Origin of the sequence: Georgenia sp. SUBG003 (assembly GCF_000715355.2) — a bacterium.
In the GTDB taxonomy this organism is placed as follows: domain Bacteria; phylum Actinomycetota; class Actinomycetes; order Actinomycetales; family Actinomycetaceae; genus Georgenia.
Genome location: NZ_CP180204.1, coordinates 1,036,799 through 1,054,654, shown reverse-complemented (window position 1 = coordinate 1,054,654; position 17,856 = coordinate 1,036,799). Strand labels below are relative to the sequence as shown.

Here is a 17,856-nt window from a genome sequence, read left to right as displayed (position 1 = left end):
GCTCACCGGTCCAGCTCGCGGCGCGCGTCGAGGGCCCGCCGCCACCGCCGGTCCCGCCGGGCCCGCTCCCTGACGACGACGTCGAAGTAGTGCCGCAGCTTCGTGCCGTCCTGCGGCTCGTCCTTGAGCACCGTGCCGATGAGCTGGCGGGCCACGTGCTCGCCGCCCACCTCGCCGTCGCCGAAGTAGTGCGCGTCGAGGCCCGCGGCGTAGCCGACCGCGACGGCCTCGGCGGAGGACATCACCGCGGTGGGGCGCTCGACCACGGTCCCCTCCGCGGTGACGCCGTCGCGCAGGTCGTGGAAGGCGGTGACGAGCAGGTCGACGACGTCCTCGCTCATCCGGGTGGTGACCTCCGCCTGCCGCAGCAGGGCGTCGGTCTGCTCGCGCACGAGCCGGGCCTCGAGCCGCCGGTCCGCGATGGGGCGCACGGTCTCGAAGTTGAACCGGCGCTTCAGCGCGCTGGACATCTCGTGCACTCCGCGGTCGCGGAGGTTGGCGGTGGCGACGACGTTGAAGCCCGGCCGGGCGAAGACGGTGGCGGCCCCGCCGTCGAGCTCGGGCACGTGGAGCACCTTGTCCGAGAGCAGCCCGATGAGGACGTCCTGGATCTCCGGCTGGACCCGGGTGACCTCCTCGAAGCGGCACAGCGCGCCGCGCTCCATCGCCTGGTACGTCGGGCCCCGGACGAGGGCCCGCTCGCTGGGCCCCTCGGCCAGGAGCAGGGCGTAGTTCCACGAGTACGTGATCTGGTCGCCGGTCGTGCCGGAGCTGCCCTGGACGGTGCAGGTGGAGTCTCCGGAGATCGCCGCGGCGAGGAGCTCGGAGAGCATCGACTTCGCCGTGCCGGGCTCGCCGACGAGGAGGAGCCCGCGGTTGCTCATGAGCGTGACGACGCACCGCTCGACCAGGGCGTCGTCGCCGTAGAACTTGCGGCTCACGCCCAGCGCCGCGTCGCCGACGACGAACGCGCGCACCGCCCGCGGGGAGAGCCGCCAGCCGGTCGGGCGCGGGCCGGTGTCCGCCTGGGCGAGGGCGGCGAGCTCGTCCGCGTGGACCTGTTCCGCGGGGGCACGGAGGATCGCCGACGGGGGCACGCTCACCGGCCCACCACCTTCTCCCAGTCCGGGTCGAACCCGGTGCCGTCGGCGGCCATGAGACCCATGTCGCCGTAGGCCTCCGAGAGTAGGACGGCGGGCACGTCACCGAGAAGGAGCCCCGAAGCCTCGCGGCCCCACGCGCCACCACCCGCGCCGTGGCCCCCGCCACCGTCCGTGTGCCGCACGAACCGCAGGGCCGTGAGCGCAACCCTGTTGTTCTCCTCCGGCAGGCCGTTCCCGGAGAACTCGACGACGGTGCTCAGGCCCAGGGTGGGGAACCGCTTCTCGTACGTGAAGAACCACCCGCCGTCCTCGGTCTGGCCGCGGGTGTAGCCGAGCTTGCCCGCCCGGCCGCGCAGGGCGAACGCCTCGAGCACGTGCCCGCGGAAGTCGGTGATCTCCGCGCTGGCGGACCCTCCGTCGGGCAGGACGTACGTGTCCCTCCCGAGCTGGGTGAACAGCGGGGCCACCTCGTAGTCGGCCAGGTGGTCGATCCATCGGCGGGCGCTCTCCGCGTCGAGGTTGGTGTCGTGCGCCAGGCGGACGACGGCGTCCGGTGCGATCGCGACGGCCTCGTCGTCGACGTCGGTCAGCGAGCCGTCGTCGAGCGGCCGGAAGACGACGACCGATCCGTCCGGGGCGGTCGCCGTCCACACGAGGCGGCGCACGAGGTGTCGCACGACCGGGTGCCGGGCGAGGTAGCGGTCCCAGTCCTCGAAGGACCAGGTGCGTCCGGTGCAGAGCGCCTCGTACAACCGCTGGGTCTGCAGCTGCACCACCGCCTTGAGCTCCTTGCGGGCCGCGGCCAGCGCCTTCCTGGACTCGGCGGCGCGGTCGGGGTCGTCGGTGCGGCGCGGGGCCGGCAGCGAGGTGATCTTCTTCTCCTCCGGCGAGCGCAGCTCGAGGGTCAGCTCGGGCCGCAGCACGGCGGCGAACGTGCGCTCGCCGTAGCTGAGGTCCAGGCGGCCGGACTCGTCGAGCCCCGCGGTGGGAACAGTCCGGTCGGCGAGCTCGTCGACGGTCCACCCCTTGCGCTCCGCGAGCGCCAGGGCCTGGCGGTTCGCCTCCTCCTGGATGCTCCTGGTCCGGAAGCGGGAGCCGACGGAGAGCATGAGCTGGGTGGCCGTGGGGTGCTCGATCCACCCGAGCATGGCTACCAGCGCCTTCGACTGGGCGGCCCGCTTGCCGTACCAGTCCCTGAGGTACCGGGCGACGGGCGGGGCGGCGCGCTCGCCCGCGCACGCGGCGACGACGGCGAGCAGCCCCTTGGACGCGGCGGCCGAGCCGACGGGCTCGCGCAGGAACCGGGGCAGGTACGCCGCGGTGATCTCCTCCACCGAGGCACCGAGGAGCGGATTGTTCTGGTACCCCTGGGGGTACCGGGCCATGGACTGGTGCGTCCAGCCGGCCTCCTGCGCGGCCCGCCGGTAGGCCTCGTCGGCGTCGATCGGCCGGGTGTCCTCCGCCAGCCAGGCCTCGAGGACGAACTGCCCGAGCCGCTCCCCGTCCGCCGGGGCGAACATGGCGCAGTACTTCCGCAGCATCGCGTTCGGCTCCGGACTCTTCGCCCGCACGGCCTGGGCGAGCAGCCACTGGAGCGTCTCCGTGCCGACCGGTTCACCGCTGTCGGCCCAGCGCACCTCGGGCAGGCCTGCCCAGGGGAACCACCCCAGCTCCTTGGGCAGACCCTTGGCGACGGCGGCGCGGGCCTTCCGTCCCAGCTCGCCCCGGTCGACGTACCTCTCGACGGGGAAGCCCATCGCCTCCAGCGCGTCGAGCATCGCACCCTTGGCGAGGTCGTGCTTCTCCTTGCCGACGGCGGCCTCCAGGGCGGGCACAGCCGCCTCGGCCCGGCGTCGGCGCAGCCAGCCCGCCGCCTCGGCGCGCACGTCGAACTTGCCGTCCTGGAGCGCGGCGACGATGCGCGCCTCGGTGCCGGCCAGGTGATCGAGCGTGCTCTGGGCCGGGCGCCGGTCCACCCGGTTCCCGGACAGTGCCGTGGCGAAGAGGGCGTCGACGGCGCGGCGGGGAAGTGTGGGCAGGGTGGCTAGCGCGCGGTAGGGGGCCTCCGGGGCGATCGACCAGTCCCGGTCGGTGCTGGACAGGGTCCGCAGCACAAGGTCGAGGTGCGCCAGCACGAACGGGGAGACCTGCTCGTCCGGCCAGTCCCGGCCGAGGCGCGGGCCCCAGGGGGACGCGAAGCGCCGGTAGACGGCGCGACCGCCGTCGAGCCCGAGCTCGTCCAGCATGGTGGCGACCTCGAGGACCGTGGGCCGGCCGGTGCGGGCGTGCTCGGCCTCTAGGAGAGTCGCCGCGGTGCGCGACAGCGCGCCGCCGTGCTCGACGAGGTGACCGAGGTGGTGGAGCAGTGCCACCACGCCGGCCGGTCCCAGAGCCAGGCGGTCTGCGCGGCGCTCGAGCAGGTGCGCCACGACGTGGGGCGCGTCCTCGCTCGGGGTGGCCGGCGGCGTGCCGTGCCCGAGCTCGGACAGGAACCGCCTCAGCGTGCCGCGGTCGAGCGGTGGCGTGCGGTAGCGACTCGCCTCGTAGCCCGGGTGCTGGGCCCGCGTCCGGGCTTCCAGCTCCTCGGCCCTGAGGTTGTCGAGCTCGATCTTCCGGTTGGTCTCCGTCCAGAGGTCCTCGAGCTGCGCCGTGAGCTCGGGGGTGACCCGGACACGCCAGTCGATCGTCGGCCGCTGCGGCGGGGCGGGTTCGCCGTCGGTGGCGCCGGCCGGGTCGGCCGCCAGCTCCGCGACGAGAGCCCGGACGCTCGCCGCCCGGTCAGACGACGCGTGCTCGAGCGCCCAGGCGCGGGCGTCGTCACCGGCCGCGGCGAGTGCCCGCAGCGCGTGGAGGCGGGTCTCCGGCGTGCCCGACACCGTCAGCTCCCGAAGCGGCTCCGTCAACAGGGTGCCGCAGCGGGCCGCGACCGGCGCGACCGCCGCCCTCACCTGCTTGCTGCCCGAGGCGAGCATGGCCGCGATCTCCGGCACGAAGAGACGCAGCGTGTCGTCGGGCAGAGGCGCGAGCATCTCGAGGGCGACGAGCTGGCCGCGCGCACCCTGGGCGGCGACGGTCCGGCGGAGCACGTCGGCGTCGCGGGCGACGGCGGCGGCGTAGCCGTTCAGCGCGCGGATGCTCTTCCGCGTTCCCGACCAGGAGGGCTCGGGCTTTCCCGAGTCCCGGAACGCGGCCTCCATCAGGTCGTGGCGCGGGGCGCCGACCGAGACCAGGGCGTCCTCGACCACCGCGATGTCGACCGGCACGGTCGGGCGTCGCGCCTGGCGGTCCCAGAGCTGCTCGGCCAGGTGGACGACGAGGTTCTCGGCCCAGTGCGCGCCCGCCACCGGGTCGAGCCTCACCGACCACGACCCCGCGGACACCTCGAGGACGCGGGCCCACCGCACCACAACCTCCGACGGCACGCTGCCGAGACCGGTGCACAGGGCCCGCATCGCCTCCTGGTCGCCGTCGAAGCCCACGCTCCCCGCTCCCAGGGTGGTGCGGCCGGCGTTGGTCCGCAGGGCCGGATTCTGCAGGACGCCCGCCGGGCTGCCGGTGAGGACGTAGTCACGCAGGTCTCCGGGCAGGCCGGGAGCCGCGCCCTCGAACGGTGCGAGCACCCGCCCCAGGGCAGCGCGCCACTGACGCGGCACAGTCGCCACGTCGTCCCTCCGCCCCGTCAGCACCTGCCACAGCGCCATGTCGCACCCCTTCCGGCCGTGCGCACCGCCGCGCCCGTCGAGGGCGAACGTAGCCGAGGACCGGACGGCGGATGGCGGTTTCGGGAACGTTGCCCCGTCACCCGTCCGTAAAGGTGCTCGCGCGGGGGCAGGGCGCGAGGGCCTGCCCGGAGAAAATGTCGTGTCGGGCAATGGTGCGCCGCGTACGCTGGTGCGGCTGCGGCAGGGCCGCGGCGGGAGAGAAGTAGGTCCGATGCTGCTGAGAGTCCTCCGGCGCTTCCTGCGCCCCTACCGGCGCGACGTGGCGGTCGTCGTCGTGCTGCAGATCGTGCAGACCGTCGCGGCGCTGTCCCTGCCCACCCTCAACGCCGACATCATCAACAACGGCGTGGTGACCGGCGACACCGGCTACATCCTGCGAATCGGCGGGCTGATGCTCGCCATCAGCGCTTTGCAGGCGGTCTGCGCGATCGCCGCCGTCCGGCTCGGAGCGCGGACGGCCATGGCTGCGGGCCGGGACATGCGCGCCGCGGTCTTCAACCGCGTGCAGCGGTTCTCCGCCGCGGAGATGGGGCGCTTCGGCGCGCCGAGCCTCATCACCCGGACCACCAACGACGTCCAGCAGATCCAGATGGTGACCGTGCTGACGTTCACCATCATGGTGATGGCCCCGATCATGATGGTCGGCGGCGTGTTCATGGCCCTGCAGCAGGACGTCGGGCTCTCGGCGCTGCTGCTCGTCGTCGTCCCGGTGCTCGGAGCCGTCATGGGGCTGGCGATCTGGCGCATGGCGCCGCTGTTCAAGGTGATGCAGAAGCGCATCGACCGGATCAACCTGGTGCTGCGCGAGCAGATCGCCGGCGTGCGGGTGGTCCGCGCGTTCAACCGCCAGCCCACCGAGCGGGTCCGCTTCGACGAGGCGAGCACGGAGCTCATGGCGACGGCGCTCGGCGTCGGGAAGATCATGGCCGTGGTCTTCCCGGCGGTGCAGCTGATCATCGGCGCCTCGTCGGTGGGCGTCATCTGGTTCGGCGCCGGCCGGATCGACGCCGGAGAGATGGAGATCGGCTCCCTCGTCGCCTTCCTCAACTACCTCATGCAGATCCTTATGTCTGTGCTCATGGCGGTCATGATGTTCGTGATGGTCCCGCGCGCCGAGGTCAGTTCCGAGCGCGTCAAGGAGGTCCTCGACGTCGAGCCCGCGATCGTGGTTCCCGCCTCGCCCGTGCCCCTGCCGGTGCCGCCGAACGGCGACCGCGGTCTCGTCGTGGAGCTCGACGGCGCGAGCTTCGGGTACGCCGGCGCTGAGTCACCGGTGCTGCGGGGCGTCGACCTGCGCCTCGAGCCGGGACGCACGACGGCGGTGATCGGGGCGACCGGCTCGGGCAAGACCTCCCTGGTCAACCTGATCCCCCGACTGGTCGACGTGACCGCCGGTGCCGTGCGGGTGGCCGGTGTCGACGTGCGCGAGCTCGACCCCGGTGCGCTGCGCGCCCGGGTCTCCCTCGTCCCGCAGAAGGCGTACCTGTTCTCCGGCACGGTGGCCTCGACGTTGAGGCACGGCCGCGCGGCGGCCACCGAGGCCGAGCTCTGGAGGGCCCTCGAGGTCGCCCAGGCCCGCGACTTCGTCGAGGCGCTGCCCGGCGGGCTCGACGCGCCGGTCGAGCAGGGCGGCACGAACTTCTCCGGCGGCCAGCGCCAGCGTCTCGCGATCGCCCGGGCCCTGCTCCGGCGCGCCGACGTCTACCTGTTCGACGACTCCTTCTCGGCGCTCGACTTCGCCACGGACGCCCGCCTGCGCGCCGCCCTCCCGGCGGCCACCGGCGGGGCGACCGTGCTCGTCGTCGGCCAGCGCGTCGCCTCCATCCGGGACGCCGACCAGATCGTCGTCCTCGACGAGGGACAGGTGGTCGGCGTCGGGACGCACCACGGGCTCATGGAGACCTCGCAGACCTACCGCGAGATCGTGCTGTCCCAGCTCAGCGCGGAGGAGGCGTCATGAGCGGGCACGGTCCGGGGCCACGCGGGCCCGGTATGGGGCCCGGCATGGCGCCGGTGCAGAAGTCGCTGCACTTCGGCGCCTCGCTGCGCCGGCTCCTCGGCGAGCTCCGGCCCGAGCGGGCCTGGATGGTGCTCGTCGTCGGGCTCGGGGCGGGGTCGGTCTTCCTGCAGGTGCTCGGGCCGAAGCTGCTCGGTGACGCGACCAACATCGTCTTCGACGGCGTGGTCGGCAAGACGCTGCCGGCCGGCGTCTCGAAGGCGCAGGCGATCGCCGGTCTGCGGGCGTCGGGGCAGGACCAGGTGGCCGACATGGTCTCCGGGATGGACGTCGTGCCGGGGCAGGGCATCGACTTCGGCGCGCTCGGCACCACCGTCCTCGTGGTCCTCGCCGTCTACGCGGTGGCCGCCGTCCTGGGCTGGGGCCAGGGGCTCATCCTCGCGCACGTCGTCCAGCGCACCGGGTACCGGCTGCGGCGGCAGGTCCAGGCCAAGATCGACCGGCTCTCCCTCTCGCACCTGGACTCCCAGGCGCGCGGCGACACGCTCTCCCGCGTCACCAACGACATCGACAACGTCACCCAGTCGCTGCAGCAGACCCTCTCGCAGCTGATCGTCTCGCTGCTGACGGTGCTCGGCGTGCTGGGCATGATGTTCTACCTCTCGTGGCAGCTGGCCCTCATCGCGCTCGTCACCGTGCCGCTCTCAGCCTGGCTGACGATGACGATCGCCAAGCGGGCCCAGCCCCACTTCGTCGCCCAGTGGAAGTCCACCGGCGATCTCGGCGGCCAGGTGGAGGAGGCCTTCACCGGCCACGAGCTCGTCACCGCGTTCAACAGCCAGGACGCGTTCACCCAGGCGTTCACCGAGGAGAACGATCGCCTGTACCGGGCGAGCTTCCGGGCGCAGTTCATCTCCGGGACGATCATGCCCTCGATGGCGTTCGTCTCGAACCTCAACTACGTGCTCGTCGCGGTGGTCGGCGGGCTGCGCGTGGCCTCGGGCGCGCTCACCCTCGGCGAGGTGCAGGCGTTCATCCAGTACTCGCGCCAGTTCAGCCAGCCGCTGGCGCAGCTCGCGTCGATGACGAACCTCGTCCAGTCGGGCGTCGCCTCGGCGGAGCGGATCTTCGAGCTGATGGACGCCGAGGAGGAGGCGCCCGACCCGGTCCCCGGCGCACTGCCCGCCGCGGTCCGCGGCCGCGTGGAGTTCCAGGACGTGAGCTTCCGCTACGAGGCCGACACCCCGCTCATCGAGCACCTCGACCTGGTGGTCGAGCCGGGCCAGACCGTCGCCGTCGTCGGCCCCACCGGCGCCGGCAAGACCACGCTGGTGAACCTCATCCTGCGGTTCTACGAGATCGACTCCGGCCGGATCATGCTCGACGGCATCGACACCCGCGCCATGACGCGGCAGGACCTGCGCGGCCAGATCGGGATGGTCCTGCAGGACACGTGGCTCTTCAAGGGCACCATCGCGGAGAACATCGCCTTCGGCCGCGACGGCGCGACCGACGGCGAGGTGGAGCTCGCCGGGCGCGCGACGAGCGTGGAACGGTTCGTCCACTCCCTGCCCGACGGGTACGGGACCGTGATCGACGACGAGGGCGGCGGCGTGTCCGCCGGCGAGAAGCAGCTCATCACCATCGCGCGGGCGTTCCTCTCCGACCCCCAGATCCTCATCCTCGACGAGGCCACCAGCTCGGTGGACACCCGCACCGAGGTGCTCGTGCAGCAGGCGATGAACGCGTTGCGGCAGGGTCGGACGAGCTTCGTCATCGCCCACCGCCTGTCGACCATCCGTGACGCCGACGTCATCCTCGTCATGGAGGAGGGGCGCATCGTGGAGAAGGGCACCCACGCCGAGCTGCTCGGGTCCGGCGGGGCGTACGCGCGGCTGTACGAGGCACAGTTCGCGGCCCCGGCGGTCGAGGAGGCATAGGTCCGGCGACGGGACGACGCGGGCGGCTCGCTCTCCCGGGGACCTACGTCCACCGGATCCGCCGGCGCGCGCACCTAGCGTCGGGATCAAGAGGCCCCGGGGAGCCCGCGGCCGCGGAGAGAAGGACGATCCCCGATGGTCTACCCCGTGCTCGAAGGAAAGGTTGCAGTCGTCACCGGCGCCGCGATGGGGATGGGCGAGGCGACGGCCCGCCTGTTCGCCGAGGCGGGCGCCAAGGTGGTGATCGCCGACATCAACGAGGAGGCGGGGCGGGCCACGACGGACGCGCTTCGCGGCGACGGGCTGGAGGTCGCCTTCGTGCGCACCGACGTCTCCTCGCCGGCGAGCGTCCAGGCGATGGTGGCGTTCGCGGTGGAGACCTACGGCCGGCTCGACTGCGCGGTCAACAACGCCGCCATGACGCCGGACACGCACCCGGTGGCCGAGCTCGACGAGGCGGAGTTCGACCGCCTCATCGCCGTCGACCTCAAGGGCGTCGCGCTGTGCCTGAAGTACGAGATCCGTCAGATGCTCGCCCAGGGCGACGGCGGGGCGATCGTCAACATCTCCTCCGTCTCCGGTGTGCGGCCGCAGCCCAACAACGTCGCGTACGTGGCGGCGAAGCACGCCGTCATCGGCATGACCAAGGTCGCCTCCCTCGAGTACGCACCGCAGGGTATCCGCGTGAACAGCGTCGGCCCGGGCGCCATCGACACGCCCATGCTCCGAGGCGCCCTGGAGACGATCGGGGCGACTGAGGAGGAGTTCGCGCCGCAGCTCAGTCTCCTGGGTCGCTTCGCCCAGCCCTCGGAGGTGGCCGAGGCCAGCATGTGGCTGTGCTCGGACCAGTCGTCCTACGTCACGGGCGGGCTGCTGATGGTCGACGCGGGATACACGTCGCGCTGAGACCTACCCGCTGGACGGGGAGCGGTCGGCGGCACGGGAGAATGGTCCCGTGCCGCTGATCCGCATCACCGACCCCGCCGAGGACCGCCTCGGCGACTACACGAACCTCACCGACGTCGCCCTGCGCTCGAAGCACGAGCCCGAGAAGGGCCTGTACATCGCCGAGAGCTCGAACGTCATCCGCCGTACCGTGGAGGCCGGGCACCGACCCCGCTCGTTCCTGATGGCGGAGAAGTGGCTCGCCTCGATGGCCCCCGTCATCGAGGCGGCGACCGGGGCCGACGACGGCGGGGCGGAGGTCCCCGTGTTCGTCGCCGAGGAGCCGGTCCTCCGGGCGATCACCGGCTTCCACCTCCACCGCGGCGCGCTGGCGGCCATGCACCGCCCGCCGCTGCTGGGCGTGCGCGAGCTGCTCGCCTCGGCGCGCGGGGGAGCGGGTGCGCGGAGGGTCGCGATCCTGGAGGACATCGTCGACCACACCAACGTCGGTGCCATGTTCCGCTCGGCCGCGGGGCTCGGCGTCGACGCCGTCCTGGTGACCCCGCGGTGCGCCGACCCCCTGTACCGGCGCAGCGTCCGCGTCTCCATGGGGACCGTCTTCCAGGTGCCGTGGACCCGGATGACGCTCTGGCCCGGCGGGGTGGCGAAGCTGCGCGACGCCGGCTACACCGTGGCCGCCATGGCGCTGTCGGACGACTCCGTCAGCCTCGACGAGTTTGCCGCCTCCCCGGCGGTGACAACTCCGGGCTCGAGGATCGCCATGGTGCTCGGCACGGAGGGCGACGGACTGGCCCGCACCACGGTGGAGGCGGCCGACGTCGTCGTGCGCATCCCGATGGCCGGCGGCGTCGACTCCCTCAACGTGGCCGCCGCCTCCGCCGTCGCGTTCTGGGCCACGCGCGTCCCGGGTCGGTCTTAGCGGCGGCCCGCCAGCCGGTCGGGCGACGCCGGTCTGCTTCGCGTCCCACCGGCGGCACCCGCCGCTACCCTGGCGGCGGGAGGAACCGTGGCGCACCCGATCATGTTCGACGACGACGATCCCTACCTCGCGCGCCTGCGCCCGCTCGCGCTCGCACTCCCGGATGCCGAGGAGAAGGTCGCCCACGGACGCCCGCACTTCAGGGTGCGGAAGGTGTTCGCCGTGTACGGCTCGAGCACGAAGGGCGGTGCCGGCGTACGCACGGAGTACCCGCACGGGCTCCTCGTGCTGCCGGAGGACTCGGACCGCATGGCTCTGGCCGAGGACGCGCGCACCTTCACGCCCGCCTACCTCGCGCCGTCGGGCTGGATCGGTCTCGACCTCGCCGCGGGGGGCTCCGGCCCCGAGGACGTGGACTGGCAGGAGGTCGCCGAGCTGCTCGACTGCTCGTACCGCCAGGTCGCGACCCGGGGGCAGATCGCCCGGCTGGACGCCGACGGCGGACCAGCGGGCCGCTCGAGCGCCGTCGCTGGCGGCCTGGACGGCAGCTCGAACGACTCGCCGGGCCCTCGCACGGTCTGAGGCCTGACCGCCCCACCACGCCGAGGCCCTTTCGACCGTCCATGGCCGCACCGGCCGCCGGTCCATCCACAGAGCGCCCGGCGGTCGGGGGGGATGTCAGTGCGTCGTACTAGTGTTCGATGCATGGTCGGGGACGAGGTGGGCGGGGGCGGCAGGCAGGGTACCGCCGGGGCCGCGGGTGCCCTGGTGCCGGACCTGGAGCGCGCGTTTGCCGAGGTCGTGAGCGGCTGGGCCGCGGCCGGAGTCGGGCTGTACCCGCCGTCGGCGGAGCTCAGGCTGCTGTGGGAGGGCGCGGAGCCGACCGACCGTGCCGTGGACGCGCCCGCCATCGCCTCGAGCGACGACGCCGCGGCGGACGGCAGTTCGGGCACCCCGCCCGGTGACGGCTGTTCTTCCGTCGACGTCGAGCGCTCCTCTGACATCGCCTCCCCTTCGACCGCCGCGTCCCACGTGTCAGCTGACGGGGTCGGGGACGCCGGTCCGGTGCCGTGGTGGGCGGTCGTGCCGACGGGCGCGGCGCCGAGGCCGGCGTCGGTGCCGGTGCCCTCCGCGGGGGATCCGGCGCTGGTCGGGGCGCTGGCGCGGGGGCTGGTGGACGCGGAGGCGGACGCGGCCGGGGCCTCGGCGCTGGAGGCCCTGCCGGGCGGGCCGGTGCTCGCCGGGCTGGTCGGGCCGCTGGTGCCCGGGCAGGTCGGCGCGGCGACGCTGGTCGAGACGATCGCCGCGTTCGAGCGCCTGGCGTCCTGGGCCCTGGCCAGGCAGGCCGTCCTCGTGCGCGAGCTGACCGACCGGCAGGGCACCTCGGCCGGGGCGGCGGACCGGGCCGCGGCCGAGATCGCCGCCCGGCTGGGCTCGACGAACGCGGTCGGGGCGGCGAAGGTGAACCTCGCCGCCGCCCTGGACTCCTTCCCCGAGGTCGCCGACGCCCTGAGCACCGGGCGGATCGACTCCCGCAAGGCCACCGTCCTGACCACCCGCGAGCCGGGCCTGACGGCCCGCCAGCACCGCCGGGTCGTCACCGGGCTGCTGAGGGACGCCGACCGGCTCTCCGGGCCGAAGCTGCGCAACCGGATCCGGGCCGCCGCCCTGTCGGTGAACCCGGAGGCGGGGGCGGAGCGGCGCAGGGCCGAGCACGCCGCCCGCAAGGTCACCATCACCCCCGCCCCGGACGCGATGGCCTGGATCACCGCCTACGTGCGCGCCGACCACGCCCACACCGTCAAGGCCGCCCTGGGGGCCCTCGCACGGGCGGCGACCGACGGCACCGGGCCCGGCGAGGACGAGCGCACCCGCGCCCAGGTGCAGGCCGACGCGTTCGTCGACCTCTTCGCCACCGTCCTGGACCGCGGCCTCGACCTGGCCGGCCACCCCCTGCCCACCGGACGGACGGCGCGGGCGGGGGCGCAGATCACCGTCGGCGCCGGCACCCTGCTCGGCCTGGACCACCACGCCGGCCACCTCGCCGGATACGGGCCCATCCCCGCCGAGCTCGCCCGCGAGCTCGCCCAGGACGCGACCTGGCGGGCCCTGCTGACCGACGAGCACGGCCACTTCACGGACCTCTCCACCACGGCGTACCGGCCCGGGGCGGACCTGACCCGCACCGTCAAGGCCCGGGACCTCACCTGCACCTTCCCCGGCTGCGCGCGGCCGTCGGTGGTGTGCGACCTGGACCACCGCATCGCCTACGACCCGTCCATCGCGCACCTGGTCAGGCAGACGAGCACGTGCAACCTGAACCCGTTGTGCCGGCGCCACCACAACCTCAAGACCACCAGGCACTGGCACGTGCGCCGCGAGACGGACGGCACCGTCATCTGGACCGTTCCTCGCACCGGCCACCGGTACCGGCACACCCCCCGACCCGCCCGCCGGCACCCCGGCAGCCACCACCCGCTGGGCCGACCTCCTCGCCAACGGCGAGCCACCGTTCTGAGGCCCGGCAGGCAGCGCGGGACCCGCCACGACGACCAACCCAGCACGCCAGCACGCCAGCACGCCGGATAACCCCGGCACGCCCGAAGAACAGAGCATCTCCACGCGCGCCGGCTCCACGCCATGCCTGCACAAGTGCTCGTGCCCCCCGCAAGGGCGATGTCTCGCGCCTGTCCTGCCGTACCGCGTCATCGGCTCGAGACTTCAGCGTTTCCGCATCACCAGGACGTCCGGAGCGCGGATGAGCCCGAGGATCTGTCGAACCGGCACGGGAGCCCACGAGCGCCAGGGGTCGTGAACCAGCCGCGGTTCGACGAGCTCCACGACCCGGCCGCGGGTCTGCAGCGTGCAACGGCCTGCTGCGCGCACGTTGCGGACCCACTCGGCGTCGCGGCCGTAGGTGAGGGCGACGCGGAAACCCTGCTCGCCGTCGCGGAAGACGTTGACCGGAATCGTGTACCGGCGCCCCGACCGGCGTCCGACGTGCGTGAGCAGCCCGAACCCGGGCAGGTGCGGGGCGATGAGCCTCATCACCGGGTTGAGCACACGACGGTTCGCACGGGCCACCGCCCGCGGGATCGGACTCATCGGGCCTCCTCCGACGGATGGCGCCCAAACTAGCCGTCGTCCAGGCGTCGCGGGTCGGCGTCGGGCAGTACGCGGGTCGGCGTCGGGTGGGCAGTACGACGAGCACTGACCGCGGGATCTTCTGCGGAGGACGACACCGTGGCACGCTGGCGACATGTGCCGAAACATCCATCCGCTGCACAACTTCGCCCCACCCGCCACCACGGACGAGGTTCGCGCAGCGTCGCTGCAGTACGTCCGCAAGGTCGCCGGCATGACGAAGCCGTCGCAGGCGAACCAGGAGGCGTTCGACCGGGCCGTCGCCCAGATCGTCTCAGCCACCCAGGAGCTGCTCGACTCCCTCGTGACCACGGCGCCGCCCAAGGACCGCGAGGTGGAGGCGGAGAAGGCACGCGAGCGTAGCCGCCGCCGCTTCGCGACGCAGCCGGCCTGATTCTGCTCGCGTACGGGACGCAGTCGGCCCTGAGCTGCTCGGGTCCCCGACGCAGTCGGCCTGTTCCGCCCAAGCACGTCACCGGCGTGACATTGTTCGGCCCTGCCTCGTCCAGCGGCGCTGCTTCTCGGGTGTGGCCACCCGTAGGCGGCCCACCTACCCTGATGAGACCGACTACGCCAAGGAGGGCGCAGACATGGCACAGCCACTGGGCGGTGGCGCGGGCATGGATGTCGTCGACATTCTCACCAGCGACCACCAGGACATGATCGAGCTGCTCGGCCAGATCGAGGGGGCGGCGGACGCCGAACGGCGCAGGGACCTTGCGGACACCGTGATCGCCGAGGTGATGCGGCACGCCGTCGCCGAGGAGATGTACGTCTACCCGGCGATCGAGAAGCATGTGCCCAACGGTCCCGAGGAGGTCGAGCACGACAAGAAGGAGCACGACGAGATCGTCCAGCTCATGAAGCGCCTCGAGGACGTCGACGCCGCGTCCGCCCAGTTCATGGACCTCGTCCGTGAGCTCGAGGCCCAGCTGCGGCACCACGCGAACGACGAGGAGACCGAGCAGTTCCCGTCGCTCCGCGCGCACATCCCGGCCGACGAGCTGGTGGAGCTCGGCGAGAAGGTCGAGACCGCCAAGAAGATGGCCCCGACCCGTCCGCACCCGACCGCACCCCACTCCGAGCTGTTCCACAAGAGCATCGGCGCGGGCGTGGGCATGGTGGACCGGCTCCGCGACAAGCTCACGGGTCGCAGCACCGGCTGACGCCTCGGCGCGACACCGGCCGACGGGGCGGACACCTCGGAGGTCCGGCCCGAGGAACTCCTGCGGCCGGTGTGGCGCCGGTTCCGGCAGGCGGACCTTCGGCCCTGGCGTGGCCGGCCCCGACGGCGGAGAGTGGGGAACGGCGAAGAACCGGGCACGAGGCCCGGCTCCGAGCGGAAGGTGTGACGACGATGTCACCGCTGACAGTTCTCTCTCCCGCCGTCGGGCCGGCACGCCGCTGGTTGCGCTCCGCCGTCGCGCGCGCTGCGTCCGCGGCCCGTTACGGCGCAACCCGGGTGCGGAACGCGTGGGGCCGCGGCCAGGCTCAGCGCGAGCTCGTCGAGCACGGGCCTGGCTGTGCAGCGAGCGTGCGAGCGGCTCCTGCCCGGTGGGGCCGCGGCTGCCGCCACCGCGCCGCGCACGGGCGTGAAGTGGCCCAACGACGTCCTCGCGCTCGGGGCGGGGGAGGACGACGTCGAGGGCTGGGGCCACGACCGCAAGCTCGCCGGCATCCTGGCCGAGGTCGTTCCTGCCGGGAAGGCCGGGACCGCCGTCGTCCTCGGGATCGGGCTCAACGTCGCCCAGCGTGAGCTGCCGGTGCCGTGGGCGACCTCGCTGGTCCGGCTCGGCGCCGGGACCGGCCCCCGCGCGGCCCTGGAGGTCCTCGGGGAGGAGCTCGTCCCGCTCGTGCGCGCGTGGGAGGCGGACGGCGGGGACGCGGACGCGCCGGGCTCCGCGAGCAGGTGCGTGCGGTGTGCGCCACCCTCGGGCGGCCCGTGCGGGCGGAGCTGCCGGGCGGCGGCCAGAGAGTCGGCCGGGCGGTCGACGTCGACACCGACGGGCGCCTCCTGATCGACACCGGGGCCGGCGTGGAGGCTGTCGCCGCCGGGGACGTCCGGCACATTCGGACCACCCCGACGGCCGACTAGGCTCGAGTCGTGAGTGAGGACACACGCGGCGCCGGCCCCCGTGCCGAGAGGGTCGGCGAGCTGCGCACCGACCAGATCGGCCTCCCCGAGGGCCCGCGCCCGGACGACATCGGCGAGGCGTCCGGCGGCGAGGTGTACTCGTCCACGGTGCGCGCGTCGGTCGAGCAGCTCCTCGGCGGGTCCGAGCGGTACACGATCATCGAGCTCGCCGCGCTGGCCGGCGTGAGCGTCGACTTCGCCCGCACGTTCTGGAAGGCGATGGGCTTCCCCAACGTCACCGACGACGCCGTGCTCTTCGGCGACAGCGACGCCAACGCGCTGCGCGTCATGGGACAGCTCATCGACGACGGCCGTATCGACACCAGCACGGCCATCTCCCTGCTGCGGGCCCAGTCCCACACCACGGACCGCCTCGTGCTGTGGCAGACCGAGGCCCTCGCCGAGGGCGCCGCCCGCAGCATGGCGCTCGACGACGTCTCCGCCAAGCTGGTGGTGCTCGACAAGCTCCCCGGCATCGTCGACGTCCTGCAGGCCCAGCTCGACTACTCCTGGCGCCGCCAGCTCGCCGCGCTCATGGTGCGCACCGAGGCCGAGGTGGCCGACAGCCGCCGCCCGGACGTCGACCCCTTCCGGATGCCGCTGCAGCGTGCGGTCGGGTTCATCGACATGGTCGCCTACACCCGGCGTACGACCGAGCTCGGTTCCCGCGCGCTCGCCGAGCTGGTGCAGACCTTCGAGTACACCTCGCGGGACGTCATCACCACCCACGGCGCGCGCGTGGTCAAGACGATCGGCGACGCCATCCTCTACGTCGCGGACGACCTCCCGACGGGCGCGGAGGTCACCGTCGACCTGCTGGGCGCGCTGCAGGCGAGGGAGAACATGCTTCCGGTGCGTGCCTCGATCGTGTGGGGAGGGCTGATCTCCCGGAACGGGGACATCTTCGGCCCCACCGTGAACCTCGCCTCGCGCCTGGTCGACGTCGCCCCGGCCGGCACCATCCTCATGGACCGCTCGACCGCGGACACCTTCGCCACCCTGCCGGCGGCGTCGATGTACACGATGGTGCCGCGGGAGGTGGCAGAGCTGCAGGGACTGGGCGAGGTCACGCCGATCGAGCTCCGGCGTCGGCCGGGCTGACGGCTACCTGGCTCCGGCTCCGCCTTCCAGGGCTCCGGCGTCGGCCCGGGCGACGGCTGCCGGCTCCGGCGCCGGCCGGGCCGCCGGTGTCGACGGCGGGCCGCCGGACGCGGGGAGAAACGGGACGAAAGACCTGCCGGACCGGGCCGGAGAAGTGGGCGGCGCCGGCCTGGCCATCTGCCCGTCGCACACAGGTAAGGGTTACTTGACCAGTTCTTGGCAATCTGCCCTACGATGACGAACGTGACCAACGTACTGCTCGTCGAGGACGACCCCGCCATCGCTGAACCGCTCGCCCGCGCCCTCGGGCGTGAGGGTTACGAGGTCCGTCCGCACGGGACAGGACAGGCCGCGATCGACGACCTGGCCAACGGCGTGGACCTGGTCGTGCTGGACCTGGGGCTGCCCGACATGGACGGCCTGGACGTCGCGCGGCACATCCGCAACCAGGGCCTTTCCCTGCCGATCCTGGTGCTCACCGCGCGCGCCGACGAGGTCGACCTCGTCGTCGGGCTGGACGCCGGCGCGGACGACTACGTCACCAAGCCGTTCCGGCTCGCCGAGCTGCTCGCCCGCGTGCGGGCGCTGCTGCGCCGGGCCGGCGGGGACATCACCGAGGACGACGAGCTCGTCGCGCAGGACGTGCGTGTGGACGTGGCCGCGCACCGTGCCTTCCGCGGCAACCGTGAGATGCACCTGACGGCCAAGGAGTTCGAGCTCCTGCGGGTCCTCGTGCGGGAGGCGGGCTCCGTCGTCGGGCGGGAGACGCTCATGCGCGAGGTGTGGGGGACCGACCCGACCGGGTCGACGAAGACGCTGGACATGCACGTGTCCTGGCTGCGCCGCAAGCTGGGCGACGACGCGAACGACCCGAGGTACATCACCACCGTGCGGGGCATGGGCTTCCGCTTCGAGACCGCCGGGAGCTAG

At 73.2% G+C, this 17,856-nt stretch carries 15 protein-coding genes; 12 read left to right on the top strand and 3 right to left on the bottom strand.

Annotation, left to right across the window (positions count from 1 at the left end; genetic code table 11):
• Positions 1 to 2 precede the first annotated feature (2 nt).
• Positions 3 to 1,103 (bottom strand): AAA family ATPase, encoded by a 1,101-nt coding sequence (locus DA06_RS05065; protein WP_043497876.1) that lies wholly within the window; start codon positions 1,101 to 1,103, stop codon positions 3 to 5.
• Positions 1,100 to 4,804, bottom strand: coding sequence for a DUF4132 domain-containing protein (locus DA06_RS05060; RefSeq protein WP_052436385.1), 3,705 nt, complete (start codon positions 4,802 to 4,804; stop codon positions 1,100 to 1,102). Before DA06_RS05060 ends, DA06_RS05065 begins: the two co-directional genes overlap by 4 nt.
• Positions 4,805 to 5,036: 232 nt before the next feature.
• Between DA06_RS05060 and DA06_RS05055 the strand changes: the two genes are divergently transcribed.
• From DA06_RS05055 to DA06_RS05030, 6 genes are all read left to right on the top strand, one after another.
• Positions 5,037 to 6,785, top strand: a complete 1,749-nt coding sequence (locus DA06_RS05055; RefSeq protein ID WP_043497874.1) for an ABC transporter ATP-binding protein — start codon at positions 5,037 to 5,039, stop codon at positions 6,783 to 6,785.
• Positions 6,782 to 8,722, top strand: a complete 1,941-nt coding sequence (locus DA06_RS05050; protein ID WP_043497873.1) for an ABC transporter ATP-binding protein — start codon at positions 6,782 to 6,784, stop codon at positions 8,720 to 8,722. Before DA06_RS05055 ends, DA06_RS05050 begins: the two co-directional genes overlap by 4 nt.
• A gap of 135 nt (positions 8,723 to 8,857) precedes the next feature.
• On the top strand, positions 8,858 to 9,628 hold the full coding sequence (locus DA06_RS05045) for an SDR family NAD(P)-dependent oxidoreductase (protein ID WP_043497871.1): 771 nt from the start codon (positions 8,858 to 8,860) through the stop codon (positions 9,626 to 9,628).
• A 49-nt stretch (positions 9,629 to 9,677) separates the two neighbouring features.
• Positions 9,678 to 10,547, top strand: coding sequence for a TrmH family RNA methyltransferase (locus DA06_RS05040; RefSeq protein WP_418607027.1), 870 nt, complete (start codon positions 9,678 to 9,680; stop codon positions 10,545 to 10,547).
• Positions 10,548 to 10,634: 87 nt separating this feature from the next.
• Positions 10,635 to 11,129, top strand: coding sequence for an MmcQ/YjbR family DNA-binding protein (locus tag DA06_RS05035; RefSeq protein ID WP_418607025.1), 495 nt, complete (start codon positions 10,635 to 10,637; stop codon positions 11,127 to 11,129).
• Between the two features lie 123 nt (positions 11,130 to 11,252).
• The gene (locus DA06_RS05030; protein ID WP_043497869.1) at positions 11,253 to 13,136 is read left to right on the top strand and encodes an HNH endonuclease signature motif containing protein; all 1,884 of its coding nucleotides are present in this window, start codon (positions 11,253 to 11,255) and stop codon (positions 13,134 to 13,136) included.
• A gap of 132 nt (positions 13,137 to 13,268) precedes the next feature.
• Here DA06_RS05030 and DA06_RS05025 read toward each other — a convergent pair whose 3' ends face one another.
• On the bottom strand, positions 13,269 to 13,652 hold the full coding sequence (locus DA06_RS05025; RefSeq protein ID WP_043497867.1) for a nitroreductase family deazaflavin-dependent oxidoreductase: 384 nt from the start codon (positions 13,650 to 13,652) through the stop codon (positions 13,269 to 13,271).
• Between the two features lie 154 nt (positions 13,653 to 13,806).
• On the opposite strand from DA06_RS05025, the gene DA06_RS05020 reads away from it, so the two are divergent.
• The 6 genes from DA06_RS05020 to DA06_RS04995 all read left to right on the top strand — a co-directional run bounded on the left by DA06_RS05020 (position 13,807) and on the right by DA06_RS04995 (position 17,856).
• Complete coding sequence (locus DA06_RS05020) at positions 13,807 to 14,085, top strand: DUF2277 domain-containing protein (RefSeq protein ID WP_043497865.1); 279 nt, start codon at positions 13,807 to 13,809, stop codon at positions 14,083 to 14,085.
• 196 nt (positions 14,086 to 14,281) lie between these two features.
• Complete coding sequence (locus DA06_RS05015) at positions 14,282 to 14,857, top strand: hemerythrin domain-containing protein (RefSeq protein WP_043497862.1); 576 nt, start codon at positions 14,282 to 14,284, stop codon at positions 14,855 to 14,857.
• Between the two features lie 357 nt (positions 14,858 to 15,214).
• The gene (locus DA06_RS05010) at positions 15,215 to 15,709 is read left to right on the top strand and encodes a hypothetical protein (RefSeq protein ID WP_052436383.1); all 495 of its coding nucleotides are present in this window, start codon (positions 15,215 to 15,217) and stop codon (positions 15,707 to 15,709) included.
• Positions 15,646 to 15,786: a hypothetical protein gene (locus DA06_RS05005; RefSeq protein ID WP_418607872.1), complete on the top strand. Its 141-nt coding sequence runs from the start codon at positions 15,646 to 15,648 to the stop codon at positions 15,784 to 15,786. Before DA06_RS05010 ends, DA06_RS05005 begins: the two co-directional genes overlap by 64 nt.
• A gap of 9 nt (positions 15,787 to 15,795) precedes the next feature.
• Positions 15,796 to 16,926 (top strand): adenylate/guanylate cyclase domain-containing protein, encoded by a 1,131-nt coding sequence (locus tag DA06_RS05000; RefSeq protein ID WP_052436382.1) that lies wholly within the window; start codon positions 15,796 to 15,798, stop codon positions 16,924 to 16,926.
• 243 nt (positions 16,927 to 17,169) lie between these two features.
• The gene (locus tag DA06_RS04995; protein ID WP_043497855.1) at positions 17,170 to 17,856 is read left to right on the top strand and encodes a response regulator transcription factor; all 687 of its coding nucleotides are present in this window, start codon (positions 17,170 to 17,172) and stop codon (positions 17,854 to 17,856) included.